Genomic DNA, 23336 nt, shown 5'->3' with positions numbered 1-23336 from the left:
GTTGGACCCACAGTTATCAGATTAGCGTGTCAGACAGGCGCCGCCCTGGCGGCGCCTCACAATCAGAACCAGGTTTCCATCTGCACACCGAAGTTCCATTGACCGCCGGCTTCAAAATTGGTCTCGCCAAAACTGTCGCTGGTGGAGTAGTTATCCAGTGCCTTGTCCCAGTTCAGGTAGGTTGCAAATACCCGCAATTCAGGACGGCTGAAGAAGTTGGCAATGTCGCCGGCCTTGAAGGTGGGGGCAAACGTCAGTTTGTAGACATTGCCATCCACAGCGCTGAGGCCGTTGTAGCCTTGGGGATCCAGATCCATGTATTGATAACTGGCTTCATAGGCGAGGGCGAAGTTCTGGTTGATCTCCTGTACCAAGCGACCATTGAGGGTCAGCCAGCGATAGTCATCTCCCTTGACATAGCGATCCTCGCTACGCTGTGCCAGCAGCACGGGAGCCAGATTCCAGCGAGCGGAGAGCGCGGTCGTACCATAGGTGGCAACGCGCAATGTCTTGGCATCTTCACTCAGGTTGCCATCCGAGCCAAGCCCCTTGACCTCGGCTCCCAGTCCTTGGCCATACAGCAGGGCGCTTTTGAAACTCCCCTCCCGAAGACCGAAGAAACTGTCACCGTGGTAGGCCAGCATGGTGTGGAAGCCCTGACCGGCAACCTGGGTAGTACCGGCGGTACCCGTGTTGTACTTGGCATCGTTGTCGCGGGCGCGCAGGCCGCTGATCATCCACTGCAGCTTACCGAAGTAGTTATTTGCGGTGTAGATGTAGTTCTGGATATCGCTGTTGACGTTATCCAGCGCCCCAAAGCTGCGTCCATAAACCGAGAAGTTACTGCGAGCCGTGTCGCTCCACTTGACGTCATAGATCCCGGCGCCGGTTCCGGCGAGGAAGATGATGTCCGAGTCCAGCCAGTGGATATCAAAGTTATCCCGATCAAAGCGTTTCCCGGCCCACAGGGTGCTTCCCTTGGCAGCGCCTGAGAACGCAGGCAACTGACCCAGTTCGGCAAAGGCCTGACGCACGTTCAGCGAGGAGTCATCGCCGGTCCAGTCGTTATAGCTGCGCTGACCATCGGCCAGCATCACCTTGTAACGGGTGGTAGCGCCGTTATCGAGCTGGCTCTTTTTCTCCAGATTGACCTCGACATAGGTATCCGGCTCATTGCCCAGACGACCGATGGCGCCACCGGTGGCGCCGGCTGGGGTGACATAGGGGCCCCCTTCGGTGCCTGAGCCATCATCACCAATCAACAAACCGGAGCGGGCATAACCGTGGAACTCGATGCCGAGCCCGGCCTGCGCCTGTGCTTCGAGTTTGGCGGTTTTCTGACTGGCTTGCTGGCTTTGATCTTCGGCGCTGGCCGCTTTGGCTTCTGCCGCTGCGGCGCGTTCCTCGGCGGCAGCCAGGCGGGCCTCAAGGGTGTTCAGTCGTTGTTCCAGATCGCTGCTTGGCACGGTGGCAGCATGCAGGGTCGGAGAACAGGCTAGGGCTACAGCACAAGCGACATATTGCAACTTCATGTTATCATCCTCTGATGTTGTTTAGCTAAATGCTAAACCGGTTTTGCTTGATGGTTAGCCTAGCCAGAGCGCCTGCAGAGTGCAATTGGCTTTACGGATGAGATCTGCGCTTTGTGATCGCATTTGCAATTTGTCGCACCACAATTCGCTGAAAGTCTGAAAGTGTTTTCATGTGGCACTCAATTCTGAGTTTTTAGCCTACCGTTGCATCATGGGAGTCTGCGGCGAGTCTGGGGTTCGTTCAGCGCGGTCGAGTGGGGAGAGGGCATAAAAAAACCGGAACCCGAGGGTTCCGGCAATGATGCCTGGGGGAACGGCATCAGGACGCAAAGTGCGCTCTTTCAGTCAGCAAACGGAAGTCATGAACTGCTGCAATGCCTGGCGATCGGGCAGCGCCGTCATGGCGCCCAGCGCCGTGGTAGCCAAGGCACCACAGGCTTGCGCCTGGGCCAGCGCCGGCGTGAGCTCATCCATGGCCGGAAGGGTCGGGTAGGCGGCGAGCGCGGCCAGCAAACCGGCGACAAAGGCATCGCCAGCACCTGTGGTATCCAAGGGGGTGACCGGGCGACAGGGGACATGCCGGCACTGTGTTGCCGTGCTGACCAGGACGCCGTCTTTACCTTGAGTAACAAACAAATAGCGCAAGTGGAAACGGGCCTGTAAACGGGCGATCGCGGTATCAAGTTCATCGGACTCTGTCAGCCAGAACAGCTCTTCTGCCGAGAGTTTGGCAATATCGGCCAGTGCCAGTGCCGTCTCGATCCAGTGACGGATCTGGGTTGCATCCTCCCAGACATCGGGTCTGAGATTGGGATCAAAACTGACATGGCCACCGGCCTGACGTATGGCGTGCATCGCCTGCAGGGCGGCGTCCCGGCTGGGTTGGCGTGATAAGGCAATAGAGCACAGATGCAGCCATTGGCCAGGAGCAAAGCCGGGAAGATCGCCGGGGCTTAAAAACAGATCGGCGCTGGGGCGCACCAGAAAGTTGAAGCTGCGCTCGCCGGAGGCGTCGAGGTCGACCAGGACGGTGGAGGTCGCGTGAGCCGTTTCTTCCAGCATGTAATCCGTTGCGACGCCCTCCTGTTGCAGGGTGTGTCGCAGGAAACGGCCGAAGGGATCGGCTCCGACGCGACCGATGAAGGCACTGTTGCCACCAAGACGGGCTATACCGACGGCAACATTGGCCGGCGCCCCGCCGGGACACTTGAGATAACGCCCTTCGGCATCCGGTACCAGATCGACAACTGCGTCGCCAAGTACCCATACTCGATTTGACATGAGGCAATCCTTGTTATTGCGATGCCTACAGATTAGCTAAACCGATTTAACAAGGCAAGGGCGATTCACCTCCCGATGCGTTCATTCGTCTACGCATCTGGCTGGCAAGTTTTGGCCTTGGGTTGTACTGTAGAGATCAGTGCACTCATATGCAGCCGTCATTAGAGAGCACGGCAACGATATGACGATATGCCGCGGTCACTTAGGGGAGAGAGAGCATGATAAGGCCCGCCACAGCAGCCGATGCCGCTGCGATCTGCACTATCTATAACTACTATGTTGAACACAGCGAGATTTCATTCGAGGAACAGGCCGTGACGGATGCGGAGATGGTGCAGCGTATTGCCGACGTCCAGACGCGTTATCCCTGGCTGGTGTGCAGCGAGGGGGGGCAACTGCTGGGCTATGCCTATGCCACCACATGGAAGTCGCGCAGTGCTTACCGCTACAGCGTCGAATGTTCTGTCTACCTTGCGCCCGAGGCGAGGGGGCGAAATCTCGGCACCCTGCTGTATCAACATCTGTTACCCCAGTTGCGCGAAGCCGGCATGCACATGGCGATGGCCTGCATTGCGCTGCCCAATGCCGCCAGCATCCATCTGCACGAGAAAATGGGCTTTACCAAGGTGGCGCATTTTCGTGAGCTGGGTTTCAAGCGCGATCGCTGGATCGATGTCGGTTACTGGCAACTGGCGTTATCACGGGTACGACCACCCCGACCGGATGAGTAAGATTCGTCCGGCGCAATCGTTTTTTCGGCCGGTAAAAGCCCTTGGTGCACCGCCGTGGCTGCTATACCATATAGCCCATTTTTCGTGAACCTCGCCGCGATCGCGGTGGCAACCAGGGAAGTCAGGAAGCCATGATCCCGAGACTCAATCTCCAGGACGGAATTACCCCTCAATACCAGGTGTTCCTCGAAGCACTGAGTGCAGCCGGTTTTACCGGTGACATCGAAAGCAGCTATGCCAGTCGACTGGCGGTGGCCACGGATAACAGTGTTTATCAGTGGGTGCCGCAGGCGGTGGTGTTTCCACGCCATACCGATGACCTGATTGTGCTGACGCAGCTGGCGCGCGAACCTCGCTTTGCACAGGTGCACTTTTCGGCTCGCGGCGGCGGCACCGGCACCAATGGTCAGGCGCTGAATGATGGCCTGATCGTCGATTTGTCACGCCACATGCACGGCATCCTGGAGTTCAATGCCGATGAGCGTTGGGTGCGGGTGCAGGCCGGATTGGTCAAAGACAAGCTCAATGAGTTTCTCAAACCCCATGGCCTGTTTTTCTCGCCCGAGCTGTCGACCAGCAACCGCGCCACCATTGGCGGCATGATCAATACCGATGCCTCGGGTCAGGGCTCGCTGGTCTATGGCAAGACATCGGCACACGTGCTGGACGTTACGGCGGTGTTGGAGGACGGCACCCGGATCCTTGCCGCTCCGGTCTGTGGTGAGGCATTGCAGGCCAAGCTGGCTCAACAGGACAGGGAAGGTGAGCTATACCGTACCGTGCTGGCCGTCGCGCGTGACAAGCGCGACCAGATTGAGGCGACATTTCCGAAACTGAACCGCTTCTTGACAGGGTATGACCTCAAACATGTCTATGATCCGCAAACCGGCAGCATAGACCTGAGCCGACTGTTGTGTGGTTCGGAAGGCACCCTGGCCTACATTGCCGAGGCGCGGCTGGACCTGACGCCGATCCCGACTTTCCGCACGCTGATTAATATCAAGTACGACAGTTTTGAGTCCGCATTGCGCAGTGCCCCTGTCATGGTGGCTGCGGATGCGCTGTCGGTCGAAACGGTCGACTCCCGGGTCCTGAATCTGGCGCGCGGCGACATCATCTGGCACTCGGTGCGTGAACTGATCACCGATGTGCCCGGCAAGGAGATGCAGGGCATCAATATCGTTGAATTTGCCGGTGACGACGCGACTGAACAACAACGGCGCGTATCGGCACTGGCGAGTCGTCTTGATGCCATGCTGGCCGCAGGCGAGGGGGGCATCATTGGCTTCCAGATCTGTGACGATCTGGCCAGCATCGAGAGCGTCTACGCAATGCGCAAGAAGGCGGTCGGTCTGCTGGGCAATGCCAAGGGCAGGCGCAAGCCGGTACCTTTCACCGAGGATACCGCGGTACCGCCAGAGAAACTGGCGGACTTCATCATGGAGTTCCGGGCGCTACTCGATGCGCATCAGCTGACCTATGGCATGTTTGGCCACGTCGATTGTGGCGTGTTGCACGTGCGGCCGGCGCTGGATATGTGCGATCCCGAGCAGGAGGTGTTGCTGCGCACCATCTCCGACCAGGTGGTGGCGCTGACGGCCAAGTACGGTGGCTTGATGTGGGGCGAGCATGGCCGTGGTTTCCGTTCCGAATATGGTCCGGCCTATTTTGGCGATCTGTTTGACGATCTGCGCCGTATCAAGGCGGTATTTGATCCGAAGAACCGTATGAACCCGGGCAAGATCTGCACGCCATTGGGCGTGGATTCGCCACTGGTGTCCGTCGATGCCACCAAGCGCGGGGCTTATGACCGTCAGATCCCGGTGGCAGTACGCGACAGTTTTACCGACGTGGTCTCCTGCAATGGCAACGGCCTGTGCTTCACGTTCGAGCTGAATTCGCCGATGTGTCCCTCGTTTAAACTGACGGGTGATCGCCGTCATTCGCCGAAGGGGCGGGCGACGCTGATGCGTGAGTGGTTGCGTCAACTCGAAGCGCAGGGATTCAATCCGTTGACCGAAGAGCTCGAGATCCACCATGGTGGTATCCGCTGGCGTGAGCTGGTGGGCCGGGTGCGCAACACGCTGGCCAAGGTGCGTGGCCAATACGATTTCTCACATGAGGTGATGGAGGCGATGCAGGGCTGTCTGGCCTGCAAGGCCTGTAGCAGCCAGTGCCCGATCAAAGTCGATGTGCCGGCGTTCCGCTCGCGCTTCATCGAGCTCTACCACCAGCGTTATCTGCGCCCGGTGAAGGATTATTTTGTCGCCACCGTCGAATCCTATGCCCCCTTGATGGCGACGGCGCCAGGGATGGTGAACTACTTTCTCAAACAAAAGTGGGTGCAGCGGGCCACCGAGAAAACCATCGGCATGGTCGACGTGCCACTGCTGAGTCAACCCACATTGAAGCAGGAGCTGGCCGGCCACCCGGCTGCGCTGTTCGATCTGGACAAGCTCGAGCGCATGTCGCCGCAGGCGCGGCAGAAGGTGGTGCTGGTGGTGCAGGATCCCTTTACCAGCTATTACGATGCACCCGTGGTGCGCGACCTGATCCGGCTTATCGAAAAGCTGGGCTACGCGCCGCTGCTGGTGCCGTTCAAACCGAACGGCAAGCCGCAACACATCAAGGGTTTCTTGCGCAGTTTTGCCCGTACGGCGGCCAATGCCGCCCAGTTCTTCAACCGCCTGCATCACCTCGGCATCCCGATGGTGGGGCCGGATCCGGCCATGGTGCTGTGCTACCGCGATGAGTACGCCAAGGCGTTGGGCGATGCACGGGGAGACTTCAAGGTGCTGTTGCCGCAGGAGTGGCTGTTGACCGCGCTGGCTGACACGGCGCCGCGCACCGGCAGTCAGGGCGAATACTTCCTGTTTGGTCACTGCACCGAGAAGACGGCGCTGCCAGCCAGCAATGCTGACTGGGGGAAAATTTTCTCCTACCTCGGCGCCATCCTCAAGCCGGTGGCCCTGGGGTGCTGTGGCATGGCCGGCACCTATGGCCACGATGCGGCGCACCTGCAAGATTCGCAGGATATCTATCAGCAGAGCTGGGGCCCGGCATTGGCCAGGTTGCCCAAAGAGCGTTGCCTGGTCAGCGGTTACTCGTGCCGCAGCCAGGTTAAACGGATGGAGGGCGAAAAGTTACGCCATCCGCTGCAGGCATTGCTGGAGCTGCTGTAAACGGGGCATTCACAGGGGCGCTTCGGCGCTCCTGTGCTAGCAGAGGAATCACTATGGCGATCTGGAAACGTGACTTCACCCTCGACAGTCTTAACCAGCTGTCAGCGAACACCCTGGTGGCCCATCTGGGAATTCACTATTGTGCGTTTGGAGAGGATTTCCTGCAGGCCAGCATGCCGGTGGCCAGTCATACCCATCAGCCGATGGGACTGCTGCATGGCGGGGCTTCGGTGGTCCTGGCGGAGACGCTGGGCTCGGTGGCCGGTAACATGTGTGTCAGTCGCGACTTCTGTTGTGTCGGGCTCGACATCAATGCCAACCATGTGCGAGCCAAACGCGACGGGCTGGTAATTGGCACGACGCGTCCTGTGCATCTGGGGGCAACGACCCAGATCTGGCAGACCGAGATTCACGATGAGGCCCAGCGCCTGATCTGTACCAGTCGTTTGACGCTGGCCGTACTACGGCAAAAAAAGCGACACTGAGATAAATATCACATTTTTAGCGACAAACTCGCTAAGCTATGTATATAATCACCGCCCTTTTGCAACACCCGGGCCAGCAGCGACGTAGGGACGTAAGAGACTTGCCGCCGAGAGCCCGTATCCTTTCCTCACAATCGGAAGATCTTATGTCTGAGAACCAAACCCTGCCGAGCTTTTCTGAGCTGGGCCTTGCTGCTCCTATCCTCAAAGCGCTGAATGATGTCGGCTATGAGACCCCATCCCCAATCCAGGCTGCAGCGATTCCGCCGTTGCTGGAAGGCCGTGACCTGCTGGGCCAGGCCCAGACCGGTACCGGCAAGACAGCCGCCTTTGCGCTGCCGCTGATTTCACGTCTGAATGCCAGCGATAACTCGACCCAGATCCTGATCCTGGCGCCGACCCGCGAACTGGCTATCCAGGTTGCCGAAGCGTGCCAGAGCTACGCCAAGCACATGCCGGAATTCCATGTACTGCCGATCTATGGCGGTTCTTCTTATGAGACCCAGATCCGCTCGCTGCGCCGTGGTGCCCAAGTGGTCGTGGGTACGCCGGGCCGGGTCATGGACCTGATGCGCAAGGGTAAGCTGGACCTGTCCGCACTGCGTGCGCTGGTGCTGGACGAAGCCGACGAAATGCTGCGCATGGGCTTTATCGATGACGTCGAATGGATCATCGAGCAGTGCCCGCACGATCGTCAGATCGCCCTATTCTCCGCCACCATGCCGGATGTGATCCGTCGTGTGGCACACCGTCACCTGCAAGAGCCGGTGGAAGTGAAGATTGCCGCCAAGACCAGCACGGCGTCGACGGTGCGCCAGCGTTACTGGCTGGTTTCCGGCCTGCACAAGCTGGATGCCATGACCCGTCTGCTGGAAGTCGAGCCGTATGATGCCCTGCTGGCGTTCGTGCGGACCAAGACGGCAGCCGAAGAGCTGGCCAGCAAACTGGCGGCCCGCGGCCATGCCTGTGAAGCGCTGCACGGTGATATCCCGCAAAAGCTGCGCGAGCGCACTGTCGACAAGCTCAAGCAGGGTCAGCTGGACATTCTGGTGGCGACCGATGTCGTGGCGCGTGGTCTGGACGTCGAGCGCATCACCCACGTGGTCAACTATGACATTCCGTATGACACCGAATCCTATGTGCACCGTATCGGCCGTACCGGTCGTGCGGGCCGTACCGGCGATGCGATCCTGTTCGTAGCGCCGCGTGAGCGCCGCATGCTGCGTGCCATCGAGCACACCACGCGTCAGCCGATTGAGCCGATGCACATGCCGACTGCTCAGGATATCAACAAGCATCGTCTGGAACTGTTCAAGCAGCAGATCCGCGACACCCTGATGGCCGACGATCTCGAGCCGTTCCAGGAGGTGGTGAACGAGTTCCTGCAGGACGACAGTGTCGATCCGCTCGACTTGTGTGCCGCACTGGCCAAGATGGTCAAGGGTGATGAGCCGCTGTTCATGGACGAGAACCAGCCGGAGCCGTCACAGCGCATGCTGGATCGCAACGACCGTGGTGATCGCAACGATCGTAATGATCGTTTTGGCGACCGCAACGATCGCTTCGGCGACGAGCGTCGTGAACGCCGTGAGCGCAAGGCGCCGTCTGCCGGTCCGCGTCCGCTGAAGGACCACCCGGAGATCGTCACCGAGCGCTATCGCGTCGAAGTGGGCTACGAGCATGGCGTCAAGCCGGGTCAGATCGTGGGTGCCATCGCGAACGAAGCCGACATTGAAAGCAGCTTCATCGGTCACATTGAGATCTTTGACACCTTTACCACCGTCGACCTGCCGGAAGGCATGCCGAACGAAACCATGGACGTTCTGCGCCGTGCCCGCGTCTGCGGCCGTCAGCTGGAGATCGTCCGTTTCACGGGTGAGATGCCGGTACGCACCGAACGTCGTAGCCGCCCGTTTGGTGATCGTGGTAACGATCGTGGCGGTGAGCGTCGTGGCCCTAGCCGTGGTGAAGGCCGTGATCGTCCGTTTGGTGGCGACCGTGGCGACTTCAAGCGCAATGGCCCGCGCAAGCCAGCCGGTGGCAAGTTTGACAAGGGCGGTCGTCGCGATCGCTAAGCGTTAACGCGCGGTAGTCCTGCATATAGGCGCCCCGGACCTCACGGTTCGGGGCGTTTTTATTTCTACCGTGTGCGCCAGCGAAGGATTACCCGGCAAAATGAGTGTCTTTTTGCGGTTATTATTAAATCAAACTTAATAATCCCCCTGGAGCGTGGCGTCACGCCGGCGTACCAGCGACAACGCAAACAGGAAGAGGCGGATGGGCAAACAACAGCACAGATACCGGCGGTGGGGCAGGTCAGGCCACGTTCTGCGCGGTCTGGGCTATGGCCTGCTGCTGGTGGCAACGGCGAGTCTCGGGGCAGTGCAGCCGCTGAGCGGCCTGTATCGCGCCGGAGCCGACGTTAACAGCCTGCAGCGGTGTGACAGTAACCTGGTGTACTGGGTCAGTGGTGACAATCAGGTGGCATTGGCACTGCGCGAGTATGTGCTCAAGCATGCGCGGCGACCATTTCAGCCGTTTTACATAGAGCTCAACGGGGAGTTGATCGGGCGACCTCGGGTGGGCAATGGTGCCGGTTATGACGATGTGTTGCGGGTAGAATCGGTCGAGGCACTGAGCGAGCAGTTGCCCGCTCAGTGTCAGGCGTTGCCACCGGAGGGATAGACCGGCGACGGCAGCGAGACTCAGGCCTCGTCGCGGCGGCGCACCAGTCTGGCCATGTAGAAGCCATCAAACCCGGTCGCTGCCGGGCTTATCACCTGCTCGGCCTCGAGCTGGAATTCATCGCCGCGTTGCTCAAGGAAACGGGCGACCTGATCCTGGTTTTCACTTGGCAGTATGCTGCAGGTGGCATACACCAGCTTGCCGCCGGGTTTGACCATCTGACTATAGCGATTCAGGATATCGGCCTGCAGTGCCATCAGCACCGGTAACCGGCTCTCAGTATCGCGCCATTTGGCATCCGGGTTACGCTTGAGTACGCCCAGCCCGGAGCAGGGCACATCCAGCAGCAGGCGATCGGCGGTCTCTTTCAGGCGCTTGATGGTCTTGCTGGAAGTGATCACGCGCGCCTCGACGTTGTGGGCACCGGCGCGCCGTGCGCGCTGACGCAGATTTTCCAGCTTCCACTCTTCGACATCCATCGCCAGCAAGCGCCCCTTGCCATGCATCGCCGCCGCCAGTTGCAGTGTTTTGCCACCGGCTCCGGCACAGGCGTCAATCACCCGCATGCCTGGCTCGACGTTCAAAAATGCCGCTATGTGCTGCGAGCCGGCATCCTGTTGCTCGAACCACCCTTCCTGGAAGGCGGCGGTGCGGAACAGGGCGGCGTCGTTGAGTACCTGAACGGCGTGGGCAACACCGGCCACCGGACGGGTTTCGACGCCTTCGGCGGCCAGGCGTTGCATCAGCTGGTCAACCGATCCCTTCAGGGTGTTGGCGCGCAGGTAGCGTAGCGGCGTCATACCCAGGGCCCGACGCTCCGCCGGCCACTGGTCGCCGAGTTGCTCCTCGCCGAGGGCATCCAGCCAGGCCGGGCAGCCATCCCACACCATGGGAGCGCTGCGCGCCTGCTGTTTGCGTGCTTCATAACCACTCTTGTCAAACTGACGTGCGGCGGCACAGTCCGGCATCGGCAAGTTATAGAAGTGATGCCAGATACACAACAGACTCCAGGCGGCGATACCGGCATGCTCGACCTCGACGCCAGCCAGCAGTGCGTACAGGTTCAGGCGGCGCAGCAGATCCCCGGTCACCAGCGCAATGGCGGCTTGTTCGGACGGGGCCAATCGCAGCTCGGAGAACTGGCGGGCATAGGCGCGGTCCAGGGTTGCGCCATCGCGCAGCACGTCGGCCAGAACGGCGGCAACCAGTTCGCACTGGCGCAGGGTCAGGGGTTTTTTCAGCATCGGAGATCACCGGCGGGGGAAAAATGGGCTGCGATCATAGGCTTTCACCGCGGTTGACGCAATGATTAAGCCGGCCTAAATAGCCGTTGCTGAGTCTGCGCCAGCGCCCGGGATGCCCACGCTGACACGCCGTGAGGCCATGCTGGCAACGCTACCGCGCCTCGCTGTCGAGAGGGGGCCGCATAGGGCTAACCAGTCGATGGCATGAGTGATCCCCCACCTGAGAGATGACTGGTTGGCAACGACTCATTAGTCGCGATCGGTCAGTGACGGGCGCGTAGGCATGCGCAGCAGGTGCAGGCTGACCAGCAGGGCTATCAATAGCAAACCGCCACGGACACCATTGTGTTGCAACAGCCAGATGGAGTAACCGATCCCGGCCCACATCAGGCCGAGCATGATGATTTTGTGGCGCCGCGCCATACCGCCGCCATCCTGATAATGACGCAGATAAGGAGCAAACCAGCGGTGATGCAGCAACCAGTGATGAAATCGCGGCGAGCTGCGGGCAAAACACCAGGCGGCCAGTAACAAAAACGGCGTGGTAGGCACCAGCGGAAGCAGTATGCCTGCCACCGCCAGGGCCACAAAGACAAAACCGAGAAGTTGCAGCAACAGCATGATTTCGCTCGTCTAAATGAGATCTACTATCACTATGCCTGAAGTGTAGACCGGGATCACGCCATGATCGCTGTTTTTGTCTTGGTTTTAGTCTTGATATCCAATATATTGGATTTGATCCAATAAATAGGTTGTTGCAACCATAACCATAGCAGGGCATCACCAGCGGAGGTGTAGGATGGCACAGGCTGATTTTCAACGCTTGCTGGCCACGCGTTTGCGCCAGTTGCGCGAACAGCAGGGCTGGTCGTTGGAGCAGCTCGCCGAACAGGCCGGTGTCAGTCGCTCGAACATCTCTAGCATAGAGCGCGGCCAGAGTAGTCCGACCGCGGCGGTGCTGGACCGATTGGCAACGGCGTTGGGGATCCCGCTGGCATCGCTGTTTGCCGGGCTGCAGGTTAAGCCGACAGAGTCTCCCTGCTATCGTCATGACGAGCAGGATGTGTGGGTCGATCCGGCGTCCGGTTATCAGCGGCGACGGCTGACCGCATTGCAGGCAGCTCCGTTGCAGATGGTGGAGGTGGTTTTTCCGCCCGGGCAACGAGTCAGCTATGAGCCATTGCCACTGGCAACGGATTGGCACCAGCAGATCTGGATGCTGGAGGGGCGCATGCAGATCCATAGCGCAGGGATCGATTGGCAACTGATGCCAGGCGATTGCCTGTGTATGAGCATCGAAGGAGGCACCGAATTTTTCAACCCGGGTGACACGTCTGCACGCTATCTGGTGGCGCTGACGCGTGGCCAGACTCTCTGAACCAAAATTGACAGCAGGAGCACGAGATGGAAATACGACTGGATGATGTCACGGATCCGCGGGTGATCATGTTGCTGGAAGAGCACTTGCGCGACATGCGCGCCGACTCGCCGCCGGAGAGCACTCACGCGCTGGACTGCACGGCCTTGCAGGCGGCCGACGTCAGTTTCTGGACGCTGTGGCAACAGGATCAGGTTGCCGGTTGCATTGCGTTGAAGATGCTGAGCCCTGACCATGGCGAGATCAAATCCATGCGCGTTGCCCCCGCTTTTCGTCGTCAGGGACTGGCGCGCGCACTGCTGGCTCACCTGATTGCCGAGGCGCGACGCCAGGGACTGGTTCGCTTGAGTCTGGAGACCGGCACGCCGCCGGCGTTCGAGCCATCACACCGCCTTTACGAAACCTGCGGTTTTCGCGATTGTGCTCCGTTTGCCGATTATCGCGCCGATCCCTACAGCCGCTACATGACGTTGCTGCTGGAGTAAATCCGTAGCCGGTGCGAGATAAAAAAAGACCGGTTCATAGGTTATGAACCGGTTGAGCGAAACATGAAGGTTAACAATTACAGCGGTTTGACAGTGGGGTGAAACACTAACTCAGGAACAGACTATCCAGTAACTCAGAACAGGGTGACCAGCGAATGACTGGCCAGTTGCAATGCCACTTCGGCACTGCCGCCAATCACTATGCCGATGAGCCAGGCATAACCCAGACTCCAGGTGTTGTCGAAATCGTGCATGGTGTGCTCTCCTCAGCGGATTATTCTCTGTTATGGGCCCAGTATCCTGAGCCTCTGTGACGGCATGATGACGCGCTCTGCCATCAACGCAAAATCAATGTTCAGACATGGTTTTGCGTTTTGTTGCTAATAGCTATTCAAGTGTCATGCCAATCTGTTCGATGCCCATATGAGGCGGCAATATCAGCGTTTTCGTAGCAATTTTGCCGAATTTTAGCGGTGTAGATGATAACTGTTTGCACAATTGCACCTGTTTGGTGCGTAACGCTGGCGCAACAGGACTGATCCAGAGACTCTGTTGCGACGTACATCATTTGTAGCTGGCACTGGCTGAGCTAACATAATGACAAGCAAGCCAATTTTATGAGGCGAACATGGTTGACAGCGTTATTTCTCCGCGCGCTGAGCCCGGCATCGTAGTCGGAATCAGCGCTTGCCTGCTCGGGCACAAGGTGCGTTATGACGGTGGCCATAAGCGGGCTGACTTCTGTGAGCAGATCTTGAGTCACTACTTCCAGTTTGAACCCGTCTGTCCTGAAGTGGCCATCGGGCTTGGGGTTCCCAGGCCGACGATTCGGCTGGTGCAGCGTCAGGGGGAGACGCGAGTGGAAGCCGGAGATGGGAGTTTCGATGTCACGCAACCGCTGACGGATTACGCGATGACGATGAGCCAGAAGTTGGGCCATCTGAGCGGTTATGTGTTCTGCGCCAAGTCGCCCAGCTGCGGTATGGAGCGGGTCCGACTCTACGGTGAGGCGGCCGGCGCCAAGGTCGGGATCGGTGTGTATGCCCGGACCCTGATGCAACAGCTGCCGCTGCTGCCGGTGGAAGAGGATGGCCGGCTGAACGATCCCGAGTTGCGGGAGAATTTTGTCATGCGGGTATTTGCGTACCATGACTGGCAGCAGCTGTGTCGCCAAGGCGTAACGCGCGGACGGTTGATCGCGTTCCACTCGCGCTACAAGTATCAGTTGCTGGCGCATCATCCCGGGGCTTATCGCGAACTGGGGCGCTATCTGGCCAATATGACCGAGCTGCCACTGCAGCACATTGCCGAACGCTACAGTGCCGGTCTGATGCAGGCGCTACGCTGTCGGGCGACGCGCCGCAATCACACCAATGTCTTGCAGCACCTGCAGGGCTATTTCAAGAAACAACTGACGGCGGCGCAGAAAGCCGAATTGCAAGGCTCTATCGACAAGTACCGTCGCGGCATCTTGCCGTTGATGGCGCCGATGACACTGTTGCAACACTATCTGCGTGAATACCCGAATGCCTATTTACAGCAGCAGGTTTACCTTCATCCCTATCCGGAAGAGCTGGCGCTGCGTTACGGACTGTAAGTGACCGATTCAAGGAGTGGCTGTGCGTATCGTATTCTGGTTTCGACATGACTTGCGGATCCACGACAACCCAGGCTTGGCGGCTGCCACCAAGGCGGCCATACAGGCAGGGGTGGTTCTTGAAGCCGTGTATGTCGCGACGCCACAAACCTGGCAGCGCCATCAGTTGGGGCCGCGGCGTGCCGACTTGCTGCTCAGGCGGGTCAACGCCCTGGGGGCTGAGCTGGCGGCACGGGGCATAGCGCTGCACTGTCTGAGTGTGCCGCGGTTTGCCGACGTGCCTGCCGCCCTGCAGCAATGGCTGGGTCTGGCGCCTGCTGCCTTATATGCCAATCGGGAACTACCGCTGGATGAGATGCGACGCGATGCGACTGTCAGTGCCCGTTTAACGCAACAGGGAATCGAGTGTCATTGGTTCGACGAACGCTGCGTCTTGCCGCCGGGACAGGTTCTGACTGCCAATGGCGATATGTTCAAGGTGTTCACTCCATTTAGCCGTGCCTGGCTCAAGCAGGTACTGGCGCAAGGAGTCCAGGTGGCGCCATTGCCTGCTCCTCAGGGCGCACCGTTGTCGTGGTCGGAGTGGCGTTGTGACTATCCGCGGCTGGACAGCGAGTCCTGGCCGGTGACGGAAAAGGCCGTACGGCAGCAGTTGTGGGACTTTGTCCGCTACCAGGCGGTCGCCTATGCCGAGTTACGGGATGTGCCATCCCTAGCGGCGACCAGCCGGCTATCACCCTATCTGGCGCTGGGTGTCATCAGCATACGGCAATGCCTGTTGGCGCTGATGGAGGCGCTTGGCCCCTTGCCGGCAGAGAAAGGCGCTCCCGGTTTTGCCTGGCTCAATGAGCTGATATGGCGTGAGTTTTACCAACATCTGCTGGCACTGGAGCCCAGGCTCAGTCGGGGGCAACCGTTCAAACCCGAGATGGCGGCGCTCGCCTGGCGTCAGGATGACGCCCAGTTTGCGCTCTGGTGTCAGGGCAGGACCGGTTATCCGATTGTCGATGCGGCCATGCGTTGCCTCAATCAGACCGGCTGGATGCATAATCGGTTAAGGATGATAGTGGCTTCGTTTTTGACCAAGGATCTGCAATTGCCATGGTGGTGGGGCGAGCGCTACTTCATGCAACAGTTGATCGATGGCGAGCTGGCAGCGAACAACGGTGGTTGGCAGTGGTCTGCGGGCACAGGTGCCGATGCTGCCCCCTGGTTCCGGATCTTCAACCCCACCACACAGAGCCAGAAATTCGACCCGGATGGTACGTTTATCCGTCGCTACCTGCCTGAGCTGGCCGATGTCCCCGCCAGTGACATTCATGCCCCGCACCGCTGGTTGCAGCTGCGAGGGCGTCAATGTGACTATCCTGCGCCCATGGTCGAACATGCCGTCGCGCGGGAACTGACCCTGGCCATGTTCCGGGCCTTGCCCGGTTGAGGTCAGCTGAGCGGCTTAGCCCGCTTGCCTGCGGCCAGGGCATCATGACACAACCGCTGTAAGTAATTGGGCAATGCCAAGGCACCGACATGGGTGCCGCCATTGTAGTACTGCAGATTGTCAATGCCGCGCATCGCCAGTTGCAGTTCTACCTGTTCGGCACTCAGCGCGGCAATGTCAGTTTGCTGACTGGCACAGGCCAGTGTCCAGCTTCCGCCGTAGAGGGTGACCGGGATCTGATACGGGCGCACGATGGCAAATACCTGGCCCAGTTCAACGAGCAGGGCGGTGACGCGCTCGGGGTGCAGCATGGGTGAGGCCAGGTGCAGGCACAGGCAACCCTGCGCTCCCAGCAGACGGGCGCATGCCCGAAAAAAGTCGGCGCTATACAGCGCTGCCGCCAGACCTTGCGGATCGGTCAGATCGAGAAGGATCAGATCAAAGCACCCGGACGCGGTTTTGACATAGTCGGCACCGTCGGCGATGACGATCTGCAGATGCGGATCGTCCAGGGCGCCTTGGTGCACGGTAAACAGGTATTCGCGAGCCATCGCGATGACAGCCGCATCGATCTCGCATACGACGATCTCTCGCAGCGTCGGGTGTTTGAGCAGTTGGCGCGCCGAGCCGCCATCCCCGCCACCGATAATCAGTGCGCGTTGTGGATGGGGTAGCGCAATCGCGGCTGGGTGGCACAGGTTCTCATGATAGACCCATTCGTCGGCTTCAGTGGTCATCACGCACTCATCCAGCCGGAATAGACGGCCAAAGCTGGCTGTTTGCAAGACCTCCAACTGTTGCAAACCGGTGTGTTGCGAGTGCAGACAAGCCTCGGGCTGCAAACACAGCGCCAGATCTCTGCTCAGGGTTTCATAGCGAACCGCTTCCGTGTGCTGCGGCTGTGCTGAGGTGGTGTGCCGGCGATGCTGGGCCATTCTGGGCTCCTTGAGACCAACGTTGATGTGCTGAGCGTAACAGCGATGTGCCAACCAGGCTGTGCGCCATGGCAGAGAGTTGTCATAGTGGCACTGATCCCTGACATGAGTTGATTCGTACTAGGATTATCATGGGGTTGCAGGAGAGGATGCGATGGCAACAGCAAGGATCGGACCGTGGAATAGCGGCATAGAGGCGGCACGCAGCAAGGGCGCCCGCAGCGAGGCGGTGATACGTTTGCTGATCCTGTTCCCGCAACTGGATAAACATCACCTTGGTTTTTTGCGTGAAATCTATAGCCCTGACATCGCCTTTTCCGATCCGGCCCACCACATCAGCGGCCTGCCGGAACTGGAGCGCTATTTTGAACACCTGTATGCCAACTTGCGTCAGGCGCAGATACAGATCAACAGTGTTCAGGAGCATGATGGCGAAGCCTGGTTGACCTGGAGCATGACTCTGTGCCACTCACGGCTCAATGGCAGTCGACCGTTTAGCTTCGATGGCGTGACCCATCTGCGTTTTTCCGATCAGGTTTATTGGCATCGTGATTACTTTGACATGGGGGCCATGCTCTATGAACGGCTACCGCTGCTCGGGCCGTTGATTGGCTGGATCAAGCGAGGAGTGGGGGGGGCAAGATGAACTGCGTGTTGATAACCGGTGCTTCATCCGGGATAGGCTATCAACTGGCGCGGGATTATGCCAGTGCCGGGTGGCAGGTGCTGGCTTGTGGCCGGAATGCGGAACGGCTGGCAGAGCTGGCTTGCCACAGCCCGCTGATTCAGCCTGTCTGCTTTGACCATGACAACCCGCAACAGGTACATGATGCCCTGACGGCACACCCCGCGCCCCAGCTAGTGATCCTCAATGCCGGCGATTGTCACTATCTGGATGATCCCGGTCAGCTGTCAGTCGCGGCGCTGCAGCCCATGTTGCATGCCAATCTGTTTGGCGCTGTGACTGTGTTGCATGAGCTGCTCCCCCGGCTGGAACGGGGCAGTCGCATCGGCTGGGTGAGTTCGGCCGTGACCCTGTTGCCGCTGCCTCGCGCCGAATTGTATGGCACCGCAAAGGCCGCAGGAGAGTACCTGGCTCGAACACTGGCCATCACATTGGCGACATATGGCTTGTCGCTGTCGTTGATCCGCCCCGGGTTTGTCGATACGCCGTTGACGCGGCGCAATGACTTTGCGATGCCAACCTTGATATCCGTCAGCGAGGCCAGTCGTCAAATCCGTGACGGACTTGCCGCTGGTCGCGCTGTTATCGACTTTCCCCGACGGCTACACTGGCCCATGCGACTCCTTTCGTGGCTGCCCGGCGGGCTGTGGCGCAGAGTGGCACTCAGGATGATCCAGCGTGCCCCGACAGTGGCCGCGGGCAAATAACTCGAATCTTCACCCTTAACCTGTATCTAGCCGGAGCGATACGATGAGAATAGCGATAGTAGGCAGTGGCATTTCGGGTCTGACCTGTGGCTACTTGCTGCACCGCCAGCATGAGATCACGCTGTTTGAGAGCGATCAGCGTATCGGGGGCCATACCCATACGTTTCCGGTGGAGTATCAGGGACAGGCATATGCCATCGACACCGGTTTTATTGTGTTCAATGATTGGACCTATCCGTTATTTCAGCGTTTGCTTGCGCGCATTGGCATCAGCGCGCAACCCACCGAGATGAGCTTCGCTGTCAGTGCGCCGGAGAGCGACTTTGAGTATAACGGTCACAATCTCGATACCCTGTTTGCCAAGCGCCAGCACCTGTTGTCGCCGCGTTTCTACCTGTTTGTTCGCGAGATACTGCGTTTTAATCGGGAAGCCAAGCTGCATCTGAGCCAAGGCCGTGCGACGCAATGGATCACGCTGGGGGACTATCTCCAGGCGCATGGCTATAGCTCATTCTTTGCCCGCCATTACATTCTGCCAATGGGCGCGGCCATCTGGTCATCATCACTCTCCGGGATGCGCGATTTCCCGCTGCATTTTTTTCTGCAATTTTTTAATAACCATGGATTGTTAAACATCGGCCACCGCCCGCAGTGGCATGTCCTGCCGGGTGGCTCAAGCAGTTATATCGCGCCACTGACTCAAGGCTGGCGACAGGGGATCCACACCGGTCGGCATATTCAGCGCATCTATCGGCATGAACGCGGCGTGCGTATCGAGTTTGCCGATCATGCTGCCGAGTTCGATGCCATCATACTGGCGTGTCACAGCGATCAGGCATTGGCGTTGCTGGGTGATGCCAGCGAGGAGGAGCGGCGGATTCTGGGGGCTATCGGTTATCGTGACAATCAGGTCTGGCTGCATACGGATACTCGTTTGCTGCCTCGTCGGCCCAAGGCGTGGGCGAGTTGGAACTATCTGTTGACCGGTGATGAGCAACAGCCTGCTGCGGTGACGTACAACATGAACCGCCTGCAGGGCATAACGGCACCGGCTACCTTCTGTGTGACGTTGAACCGGACCGATCTGATCGACGAAGCCAAGGTGCTGGCCAAGTTTGTCTACCAACACCCGGTGTTTGATCCTGCGGCCATCGCGGCACAACAGCAGCGTGAACAGATCTGCGGCCAGCGTAGTACCCATTTTTGCGGCGCCTACTGGTACAACGGTTTTCACGAAGATGGAGTACGCAGTGCCGTAGATGTCTGTCGGCGCCTGGGAGAGGATTTATGAGCGTGGTTGCGGAATCTGGCATCCAGGATGCGGCCATCTACAGTGGCTGGATCCGTCATCGTCGCTTCTATCCACGGCAACATGCCTTCGGTTACAGCCTTTACATGCTGGCGCTGGATCTTGATCGCTTGCCTGACATTGCAGCCCGCTGCCGCTGGTTTGGACTTGAACGCTGGGCCATGGTCAGTTGGTATCGCAGGGATTACCTGGCGGGATCCGATCACCAATTACCTTTAAAAGAAGCCGTGTGGCAGGAAGTGCAACGGCTTGGAGGGGCGCGCAGCATCGCAGGGGCAGATCGCGTGGTACAGCTGGCGAACCTGCGCTGCCTTGGCATCTATTTCAGTCCGGTCAATTTTTACTATTGCTACCAGGGCTCGCTGCCACGCTATCTGCTTGCCGAGGTCAGCAATACTCCCTGGGGAGAGTGGCATTGCTACCTGGTCGATCTGATGGCTCCGGTGCCCAGTGCCAAGACGTTTACGGTATCGCCTTTTATGGATTTACAGATGGAGTACCACTGGCGGGTTACGCCACCGGGGCGGCGTCTTGGGATCCACATCGAAAACCATGACGTGCATCAGACACGTAAACTGTTTGATGCCACCCTGACGTTAAAACACCATGCCATGACAAGCAGTAGCTGGCGCGGGCTGCTGCGGCATTGGCCGGTCATGACATTAAAAATCTTGCTGGGCATCTACTGGCAAGCCTGTCGATTGTTTATCAAGCGAGTACCATTCTATGGCCATTCAGGACACAAGAAACCAGCTAACCCATGATGGTAAGAGCGAAGCCAGCCTGGCGTTAGCCGACGCTGACATCGTCCAGCGGACACCACCGGAGTGGCTGACCCGTCAGGCCAAGTCACTGATATTGCACGGTCTGTCAGGTCTGCAGGGCGGACAGCTCATTTTGCATGACGGTGCTGAGCGCTATCTGTTCGGACAGGTGGATACCGCTGCGCCATTGGTTGCGGAGATCACAGTGCTCGACCGGCAGTTTTATCGCCAGGTCATACTGGGCGGCAGCCTTGGTGCCGCGGAGAGTCATCTGGCCGGACAGTGGCACAGTCCGCACATGGAGGCGGTGATTCGGTTGCTGGCGCGTAACTTGCCCTGGTTGGATCGAATCGAGCAGCGTTTTGCCTGGGCGACGTGGCCACTGCGGCGCTGGATCAGCTGGCGGGATCGTAATTCACTGCAGGGTTCCAAGCGCAATATCATGGCGCATTATGATCTGGGGAATGCCCTTTATCAGCGCTTTCTCGATCCCTTGATGCAGTACTCCTCTGCCATCTACCCCTCTGCCTCGTCCTCGCTGGCGGAGGCGCAGTGCCACAAACTGCGCCTGATCTGTGACAAGCTGGAGCTCGGTCCGCAGGATCACCTGCTGGAGATTGGTACCGGTTGGGGTGAACTGGCGATCTTTGCCGCGCGCGAGTACGGCTGCCGGGTGACCACCACCACCATTTCTGACGCGCAGCATGCCTACGCTGCGCGACGGATTGCCGAAGAGGGCCTGGAACAGCGGATCCAGTTGTTGAAACAGGACTACCGGCTGCTGGACGGGCAGTTCGACAAGCTGGTCTCCGTCGAGATGATTGAGGCGGTCGGTCATCACTATTTGCCGACCTTTTTCCAGACGTTGCAGCGCCTATTACGGCCTGGCGGGCGCTTGCTACTGCAGGCCATCACCATCGATGACCGCCGCTATGACACGTATCGTCGTGGTGTTGATTTTATCCAGCGTTATATCTTTCCCGGCGGCTGTCTGCCCTCTGTCAGCCGGATGACCGAGCTATTGAAACGCGAGACGGATATGACGCTGGTGCGGCTGATGGATTACGGCCCGCACTATGCCCGCACATTACGCGAGTGGGCACAGCGCTTTGAGGCGCAGTCGCAAGCTCTGGCCGAGCTGGGGTATGGCGACGAGTTCCGCCGCCTATGGCACTTCTATTTTGCCTACTGTGCCGGCGGATTTGCCGAGCGCAGTATCAGTCTGGTGCACTTCGAGGCGGCACGGCCCGGCCCGTTGAGCTGGCAGGGCGGGCTGGAGCCGGAGCGTTAAGCGATGGGAGGGCGTCTGGCTCTGCTCGCCGGGTTTGATCTGTTCTGGTTGCTGGCCGTTGTCCGGGGCGACACCTGGTGGCCATTACTGCTGCTGATGTTGCTACCGTTTTGGTTTCATCCGGCCGGATCCTGTCGCCGGCGTGGCTACTGGTTGGGATTGGCCATCGCCGGTGGCCTGCTGGATTCGTTATTGATCTGGCTGGGGGTGTTTCAGTTCCCGTCTTCGACCCTCTGGGTGCCTCCCTGGTTGTGGTTGCTGTGGCTCGGTTTTGTCATCGTCCTCGATTTGGGGCTCGGTCCCTGGCTGGTGCCGCGGCTGTTGTCAGGCCGTGGTTGGCAATTGGCGTTATTGGGCGCGATCAGCGGGCCTGTGGCCTATCTGTCCGCTGCCGGTTTGCAGGCCGTTACGCTACCACTGGGAGTATGGCAGACCGGCATCCTGTTGGCGCTGATCTGGATGGTGTGTTTGCCCGTACTGGTCTGGGTGTTGGCTCGGATTGGAGATGAGACCCATGGCTGTGTCGTTTCTGCGCCGCTTACTGATTTTGGGCGTCGTGTCTTGTTGCGCTGTGTCAACAGCAAACGCCGCCCCCGCAGCTGAACTGCCCTCTGTTTACCGGGTCGTGGCCACGGCTCGCGTCAGCTGGCTGTGGTGGGAGCTCTACCAGGCGACCCTGCTCACCCCTGATGGGCGCTATCAGCCCGGGCAGCGCAATCTGATGCTGACACTCGACTACGCCCGGGCCATACCGCGTCGCGATCTGCTGGACGCCACCGCCGCTGAATGGCAGCGGCTTGGTCTCGGTACTCCACAGGAGCAGGCCCGCTGGCTGGACGCGCTGGCACAGATGTGGCCCGATGTGCGCCCGGGCGATCGCCTGAGCGTCTGGCTGGATGGACAGGGAGTCAGCCACTTTTTTCATCACCAGCAGCGGCTTGGCAACATCCAGGACCCTCGCTTTGGCGATAACTTCCTGGCGATCTGGTTGTCACCGGACAGTCGGGATACGGCGTTGCGCCAACAATTGCTATCCATCATGAAGGAGCCAGCATCATGAAGACTCTCTGCCTGATCATGCTAACGATGTTGATGGGGGTGGCGGGCTGTTCGCCGCACTCCGTCGATCAGTATGCGGCACAAGGCCCGAGCCTGAAGCTGGAGACCTTTTTTACGGGCCCTTTGACCGCGCATGGCATTGTAACCAACCGGGCTGGCGAGGTGACTGAGCGCTTCTCGGTGCGCATGCAGGGCACCTGGCAGGGGGACAACGGCCGTCTGGAAGAGTGGTTCACCTTTGCCGATGGCCGCAAACAACATCGAACCTGGTGGCTGCAGCGTCTCGGTGATGGCCACTACAGCGGACGTGCCGATGATGTGCTCGATGAAGCCACTGGGCGTAGTCGCGGTTTCGCCATGAACTGGCACTATACGATGAATCTGAAGCTGGCGGACGGCGATGCGGTGAATGTGACGTTTGATGACTGGATGTTTTTATTGGATGAACAGCGGCTGATCAACCGCGCGACCATTAGCAAGTTTGGTTTTCGGGTCGGCGAGGTACTGCTCTATATTGAACAGGATGCTCCGGCTCCGCATTGAGGGGA

The 23336-nt window shown here is 59.2% G+C and carries 22 protein-coding genes; 17 read left to right on the top strand and 5 right to left on the bottom strand.

Annotation, left to right across the window (positions count from 1 at the left end; genetic code table 11):
* Positions 1-62: 62 nt before the first annotated feature.
* On the bottom strand, positions 63-1532 hold the full coding sequence (locus ACFOSS_RS13130) for a carbohydrate porin (protein ID WP_377153228.1): 1470 nt from the start codon (positions 1530-1532) through the stop codon (positions 63-65).
* A 345-nt stretch (positions 1533-1877) separates the two neighbouring features.
* Positions 1878-2813, bottom strand: a complete 936-nt coding sequence (locus ACFOSS_RS13125; protein ID WP_377153226.1) for an aminoimidazole riboside kinase — start codon at positions 2811-2813, stop codon at positions 1878-1880.
* A 218-nt stretch (positions 2814-3031) separates the two neighbouring features.
* Here ACFOSS_RS13125 and ACFOSS_RS13120 point away from each other — a divergent pair, with 218 nt between their 5' ends.
* The 5 genes from ACFOSS_RS13120 to ACFOSS_RS13100 all read left to right on the top strand — a co-directional run bounded on the left by ACFOSS_RS13120 (position 3032) and on the right by ACFOSS_RS13100 (position 9896).
* Complete coding sequence (locus tag ACFOSS_RS13120) at positions 3032-3544, top strand: arsinothricin resistance N-acetyltransferase ArsN1 family B (protein WP_377153224.1); 513 nt, start codon at positions 3032-3034, stop codon at positions 3542-3544.
* A gap of 131 nt (positions 3545-3675) precedes the next feature.
* A complete protein-coding gene (gene ydiJ, locus ACFOSS_RS13115; RefSeq protein ID WP_377153222.1) occupies positions 3676-6726 on the top strand; it encodes a D-2-hydroxyglutarate dehydrogenase YdiJ in 3051 nt (1016 codons plus the stop codon).
* Positions 6727-6779: 53 nt separating this feature from the next.
* Entirely contained in the window at positions 6780-7211 is a 432-nt protein-coding gene (locus ACFOSS_RS13110) for a hotdog fold thioesterase (protein WP_377153220.1), read from the top strand.
* Between the two features lie 146 nt (positions 7212-7357).
* The gene (locus ACFOSS_RS13105) at positions 7358-9286 is read left to right on the top strand and encodes a DEAD/DEAH box helicase (RefSeq protein WP_377153218.1); all 1929 of its coding nucleotides are present in this window, start codon (positions 7358-7360) and stop codon (positions 9284-9286) included.
* 202 nt (positions 9287-9488) lie between these two features.
* Complete coding sequence (locus ACFOSS_RS13100; RefSeq protein WP_377153216.1) at positions 9489-9896, top strand: hypothetical protein; 408 nt, start codon at positions 9489-9491, stop codon at positions 9894-9896.
* Between the two features lie 20 nt (positions 9897-9916).
* Here ACFOSS_RS13100 and ACFOSS_RS13095 read toward each other — a convergent pair whose 3' ends face one another.
* Both ACFOSS_RS13095 and ACFOSS_RS13090 read right to left on the bottom strand, forming a co-directional pair.
* On the bottom strand, positions 9917-11140 hold the full coding sequence (locus ACFOSS_RS13095; RefSeq protein ID WP_377153214.1) for an RsmB/NOP family class I SAM-dependent RNA methyltransferase: 1224 nt from the start codon (positions 11138-11140) through the stop codon (positions 9917-9919).
* 249 nt (positions 11141-11389) lie between these two features.
* A complete protein-coding gene (locus tag ACFOSS_RS13090) occupies positions 11390-11761 on the bottom strand; it encodes a YbaN family protein (RefSeq protein WP_377153212.1) in 372 nt (123 codons plus the stop codon).
* Between the two features lie 178 nt (positions 11762-11939).
* Here ACFOSS_RS13090 and ACFOSS_RS13085 point away from each other — a divergent pair, with 178 nt between their 5' ends.
* The 4 genes from ACFOSS_RS13085 to phrB all read left to right on the top strand — a co-directional run bounded on the left by ACFOSS_RS13085 (position 11940) and on the right by phrB (position 16038).
* Positions 11940-12518, top strand: coding sequence for a helix-turn-helix domain-containing protein (locus tag ACFOSS_RS13085; protein ID WP_377153210.1), 579 nt, complete (start codon positions 11940-11942; stop codon positions 12516-12518).
* Positions 12519-12544: 26 nt separating this feature from the next.
* On the top strand, positions 12545-13003 hold the full coding sequence (locus ACFOSS_RS13080; RefSeq protein ID WP_377153208.1) for a GNAT family N-acetyltransferase: 459 nt from the start codon (positions 12545-12547) through the stop codon (positions 13001-13003).
* A 628-nt stretch (positions 13004-13631) separates the two neighbouring features.
* Entirely contained in the window at positions 13632-14600 is a 969-nt protein-coding gene (locus tag ACFOSS_RS13075) for a YbgA family protein (protein WP_377153205.1), read from the top strand.
* Positions 14601-14622: 22 nt separating this feature from the next.
* On the top strand, positions 14623-16038 hold the full coding sequence (phrB, locus tag ACFOSS_RS13070; RefSeq protein WP_377153203.1) for a deoxyribodipyrimidine photo-lyase: 1416 nt from the start codon (positions 14623-14625) through the stop codon (positions 16036-16038).
* Between the two features lie 2 nt (positions 16039-16040).
* On the opposite strand, the gene speE is transcribed toward phrB, so the two are convergent.
* The gene (speE, locus tag ACFOSS_RS13065) at positions 16041-16973 is read right to left on the bottom strand and encodes a polyamine aminopropyltransferase (protein ID WP_377153201.1); all 933 of its coding nucleotides are present in this window, start codon (positions 16971-16973) and stop codon (positions 16041-16043) included.
* Positions 16974-17127: 154 nt separating this feature from the next.
* On the opposite strand from speE, the gene ACFOSS_RS13060 reads away from it, so the two are divergent.
* From ACFOSS_RS13060 to ACFOSS_RS13025, 8 genes are read left to right on the top strand one after another with little or no spacing between them, the layout of a single operon-like run.
* Positions 17128-17619, top strand: coding sequence for a nuclear transport factor 2 family protein (locus ACFOSS_RS13060; protein WP_377153199.1), 492 nt, complete (start codon positions 17128-17130; stop codon positions 17617-17619).
* Positions 17616-18365, top strand: coding sequence for an SDR family NAD(P)-dependent oxidoreductase (locus ACFOSS_RS13055; RefSeq protein ID WP_377153197.1), 750 nt, complete (start codon positions 17616-17618; stop codon positions 18363-18365). The genes ACFOSS_RS13060 and ACFOSS_RS13055 overlap by 4 nt, the downstream gene beginning before the upstream one ends.
* Before the next feature lie 43 nt (positions 18366-18408).
* On the top strand, positions 18409-19656 hold the full coding sequence (locus ACFOSS_RS13050; RefSeq protein WP_377153195.1) for an NAD(P)/FAD-dependent oxidoreductase: 1248 nt from the start codon (positions 18409-18411) through the stop codon (positions 19654-19656).
* Positions 19653-20438 carry a DUF1365 domain-containing protein gene (locus ACFOSS_RS13045; protein ID WP_377153194.1) on the top strand — a complete coding sequence of 262 codons (786 nt, stop codon included), beginning with the start codon at positions 19653-19655 and terminating at the stop codon, positions 20436-20438. The genes ACFOSS_RS13050 and ACFOSS_RS13045 overlap by 4 nt, the downstream gene beginning before the upstream one ends.
* Positions 20401-21729 carry a class I SAM-dependent methyltransferase gene (locus ACFOSS_RS13040; RefSeq protein ID WP_377153192.1) on the top strand — a complete coding sequence of 443 codons (1329 nt, stop codon included), beginning with the start codon at positions 20401-20403 and terminating at the stop codon, positions 21727-21729. Before ACFOSS_RS13045 ends, ACFOSS_RS13040 begins: the two co-directional genes overlap by 38 nt.
* A 3-nt stretch (positions 21730-21732) precedes the next feature.
* On the top strand, positions 21733-22332 hold the full coding sequence (locus ACFOSS_RS13035) for a DUF2878 domain-containing protein (RefSeq protein ID WP_377153190.1): 600 nt from the start codon (positions 21733-21735) through the stop codon (positions 22330-22332).
* Positions 22301-22789, top strand: a complete 489-nt coding sequence (locus ACFOSS_RS13030) for a chalcone isomerase family protein (protein ID WP_377153188.1) — start codon at positions 22301-22303, stop codon at positions 22787-22789. The genes ACFOSS_RS13035 and ACFOSS_RS13030 overlap by 32 nt, the downstream gene beginning before the upstream one ends.
* Positions 22786-23331 carry a DUF3833 domain-containing protein gene (locus tag ACFOSS_RS13025; protein WP_377153186.1) on the top strand — a complete coding sequence of 182 codons (546 nt, stop codon included), beginning with the start codon at positions 22786-22788 and terminating at the stop codon, positions 23329-23331. The genes ACFOSS_RS13030 and ACFOSS_RS13025 overlap by 4 nt, the downstream gene beginning before the upstream one ends.
* Positions 23332-23336: the final 5 nt, after the last annotated feature.

This window comes from Pseudaeromonas sharmana (genome assembly GCF_042649925.1).
In the GTDB taxonomy this organism is placed as follows: Bacteria; Pseudomonadota; Gammaproteobacteria; order Enterobacterales; family Aeromonadaceae; genus Pseudaeromonas; species Pseudaeromonas sharmana.
Note: the sequence above shows the minus strand (reverse complement) of the source record. Positions and strands in the feature narration are given on the sequence as shown.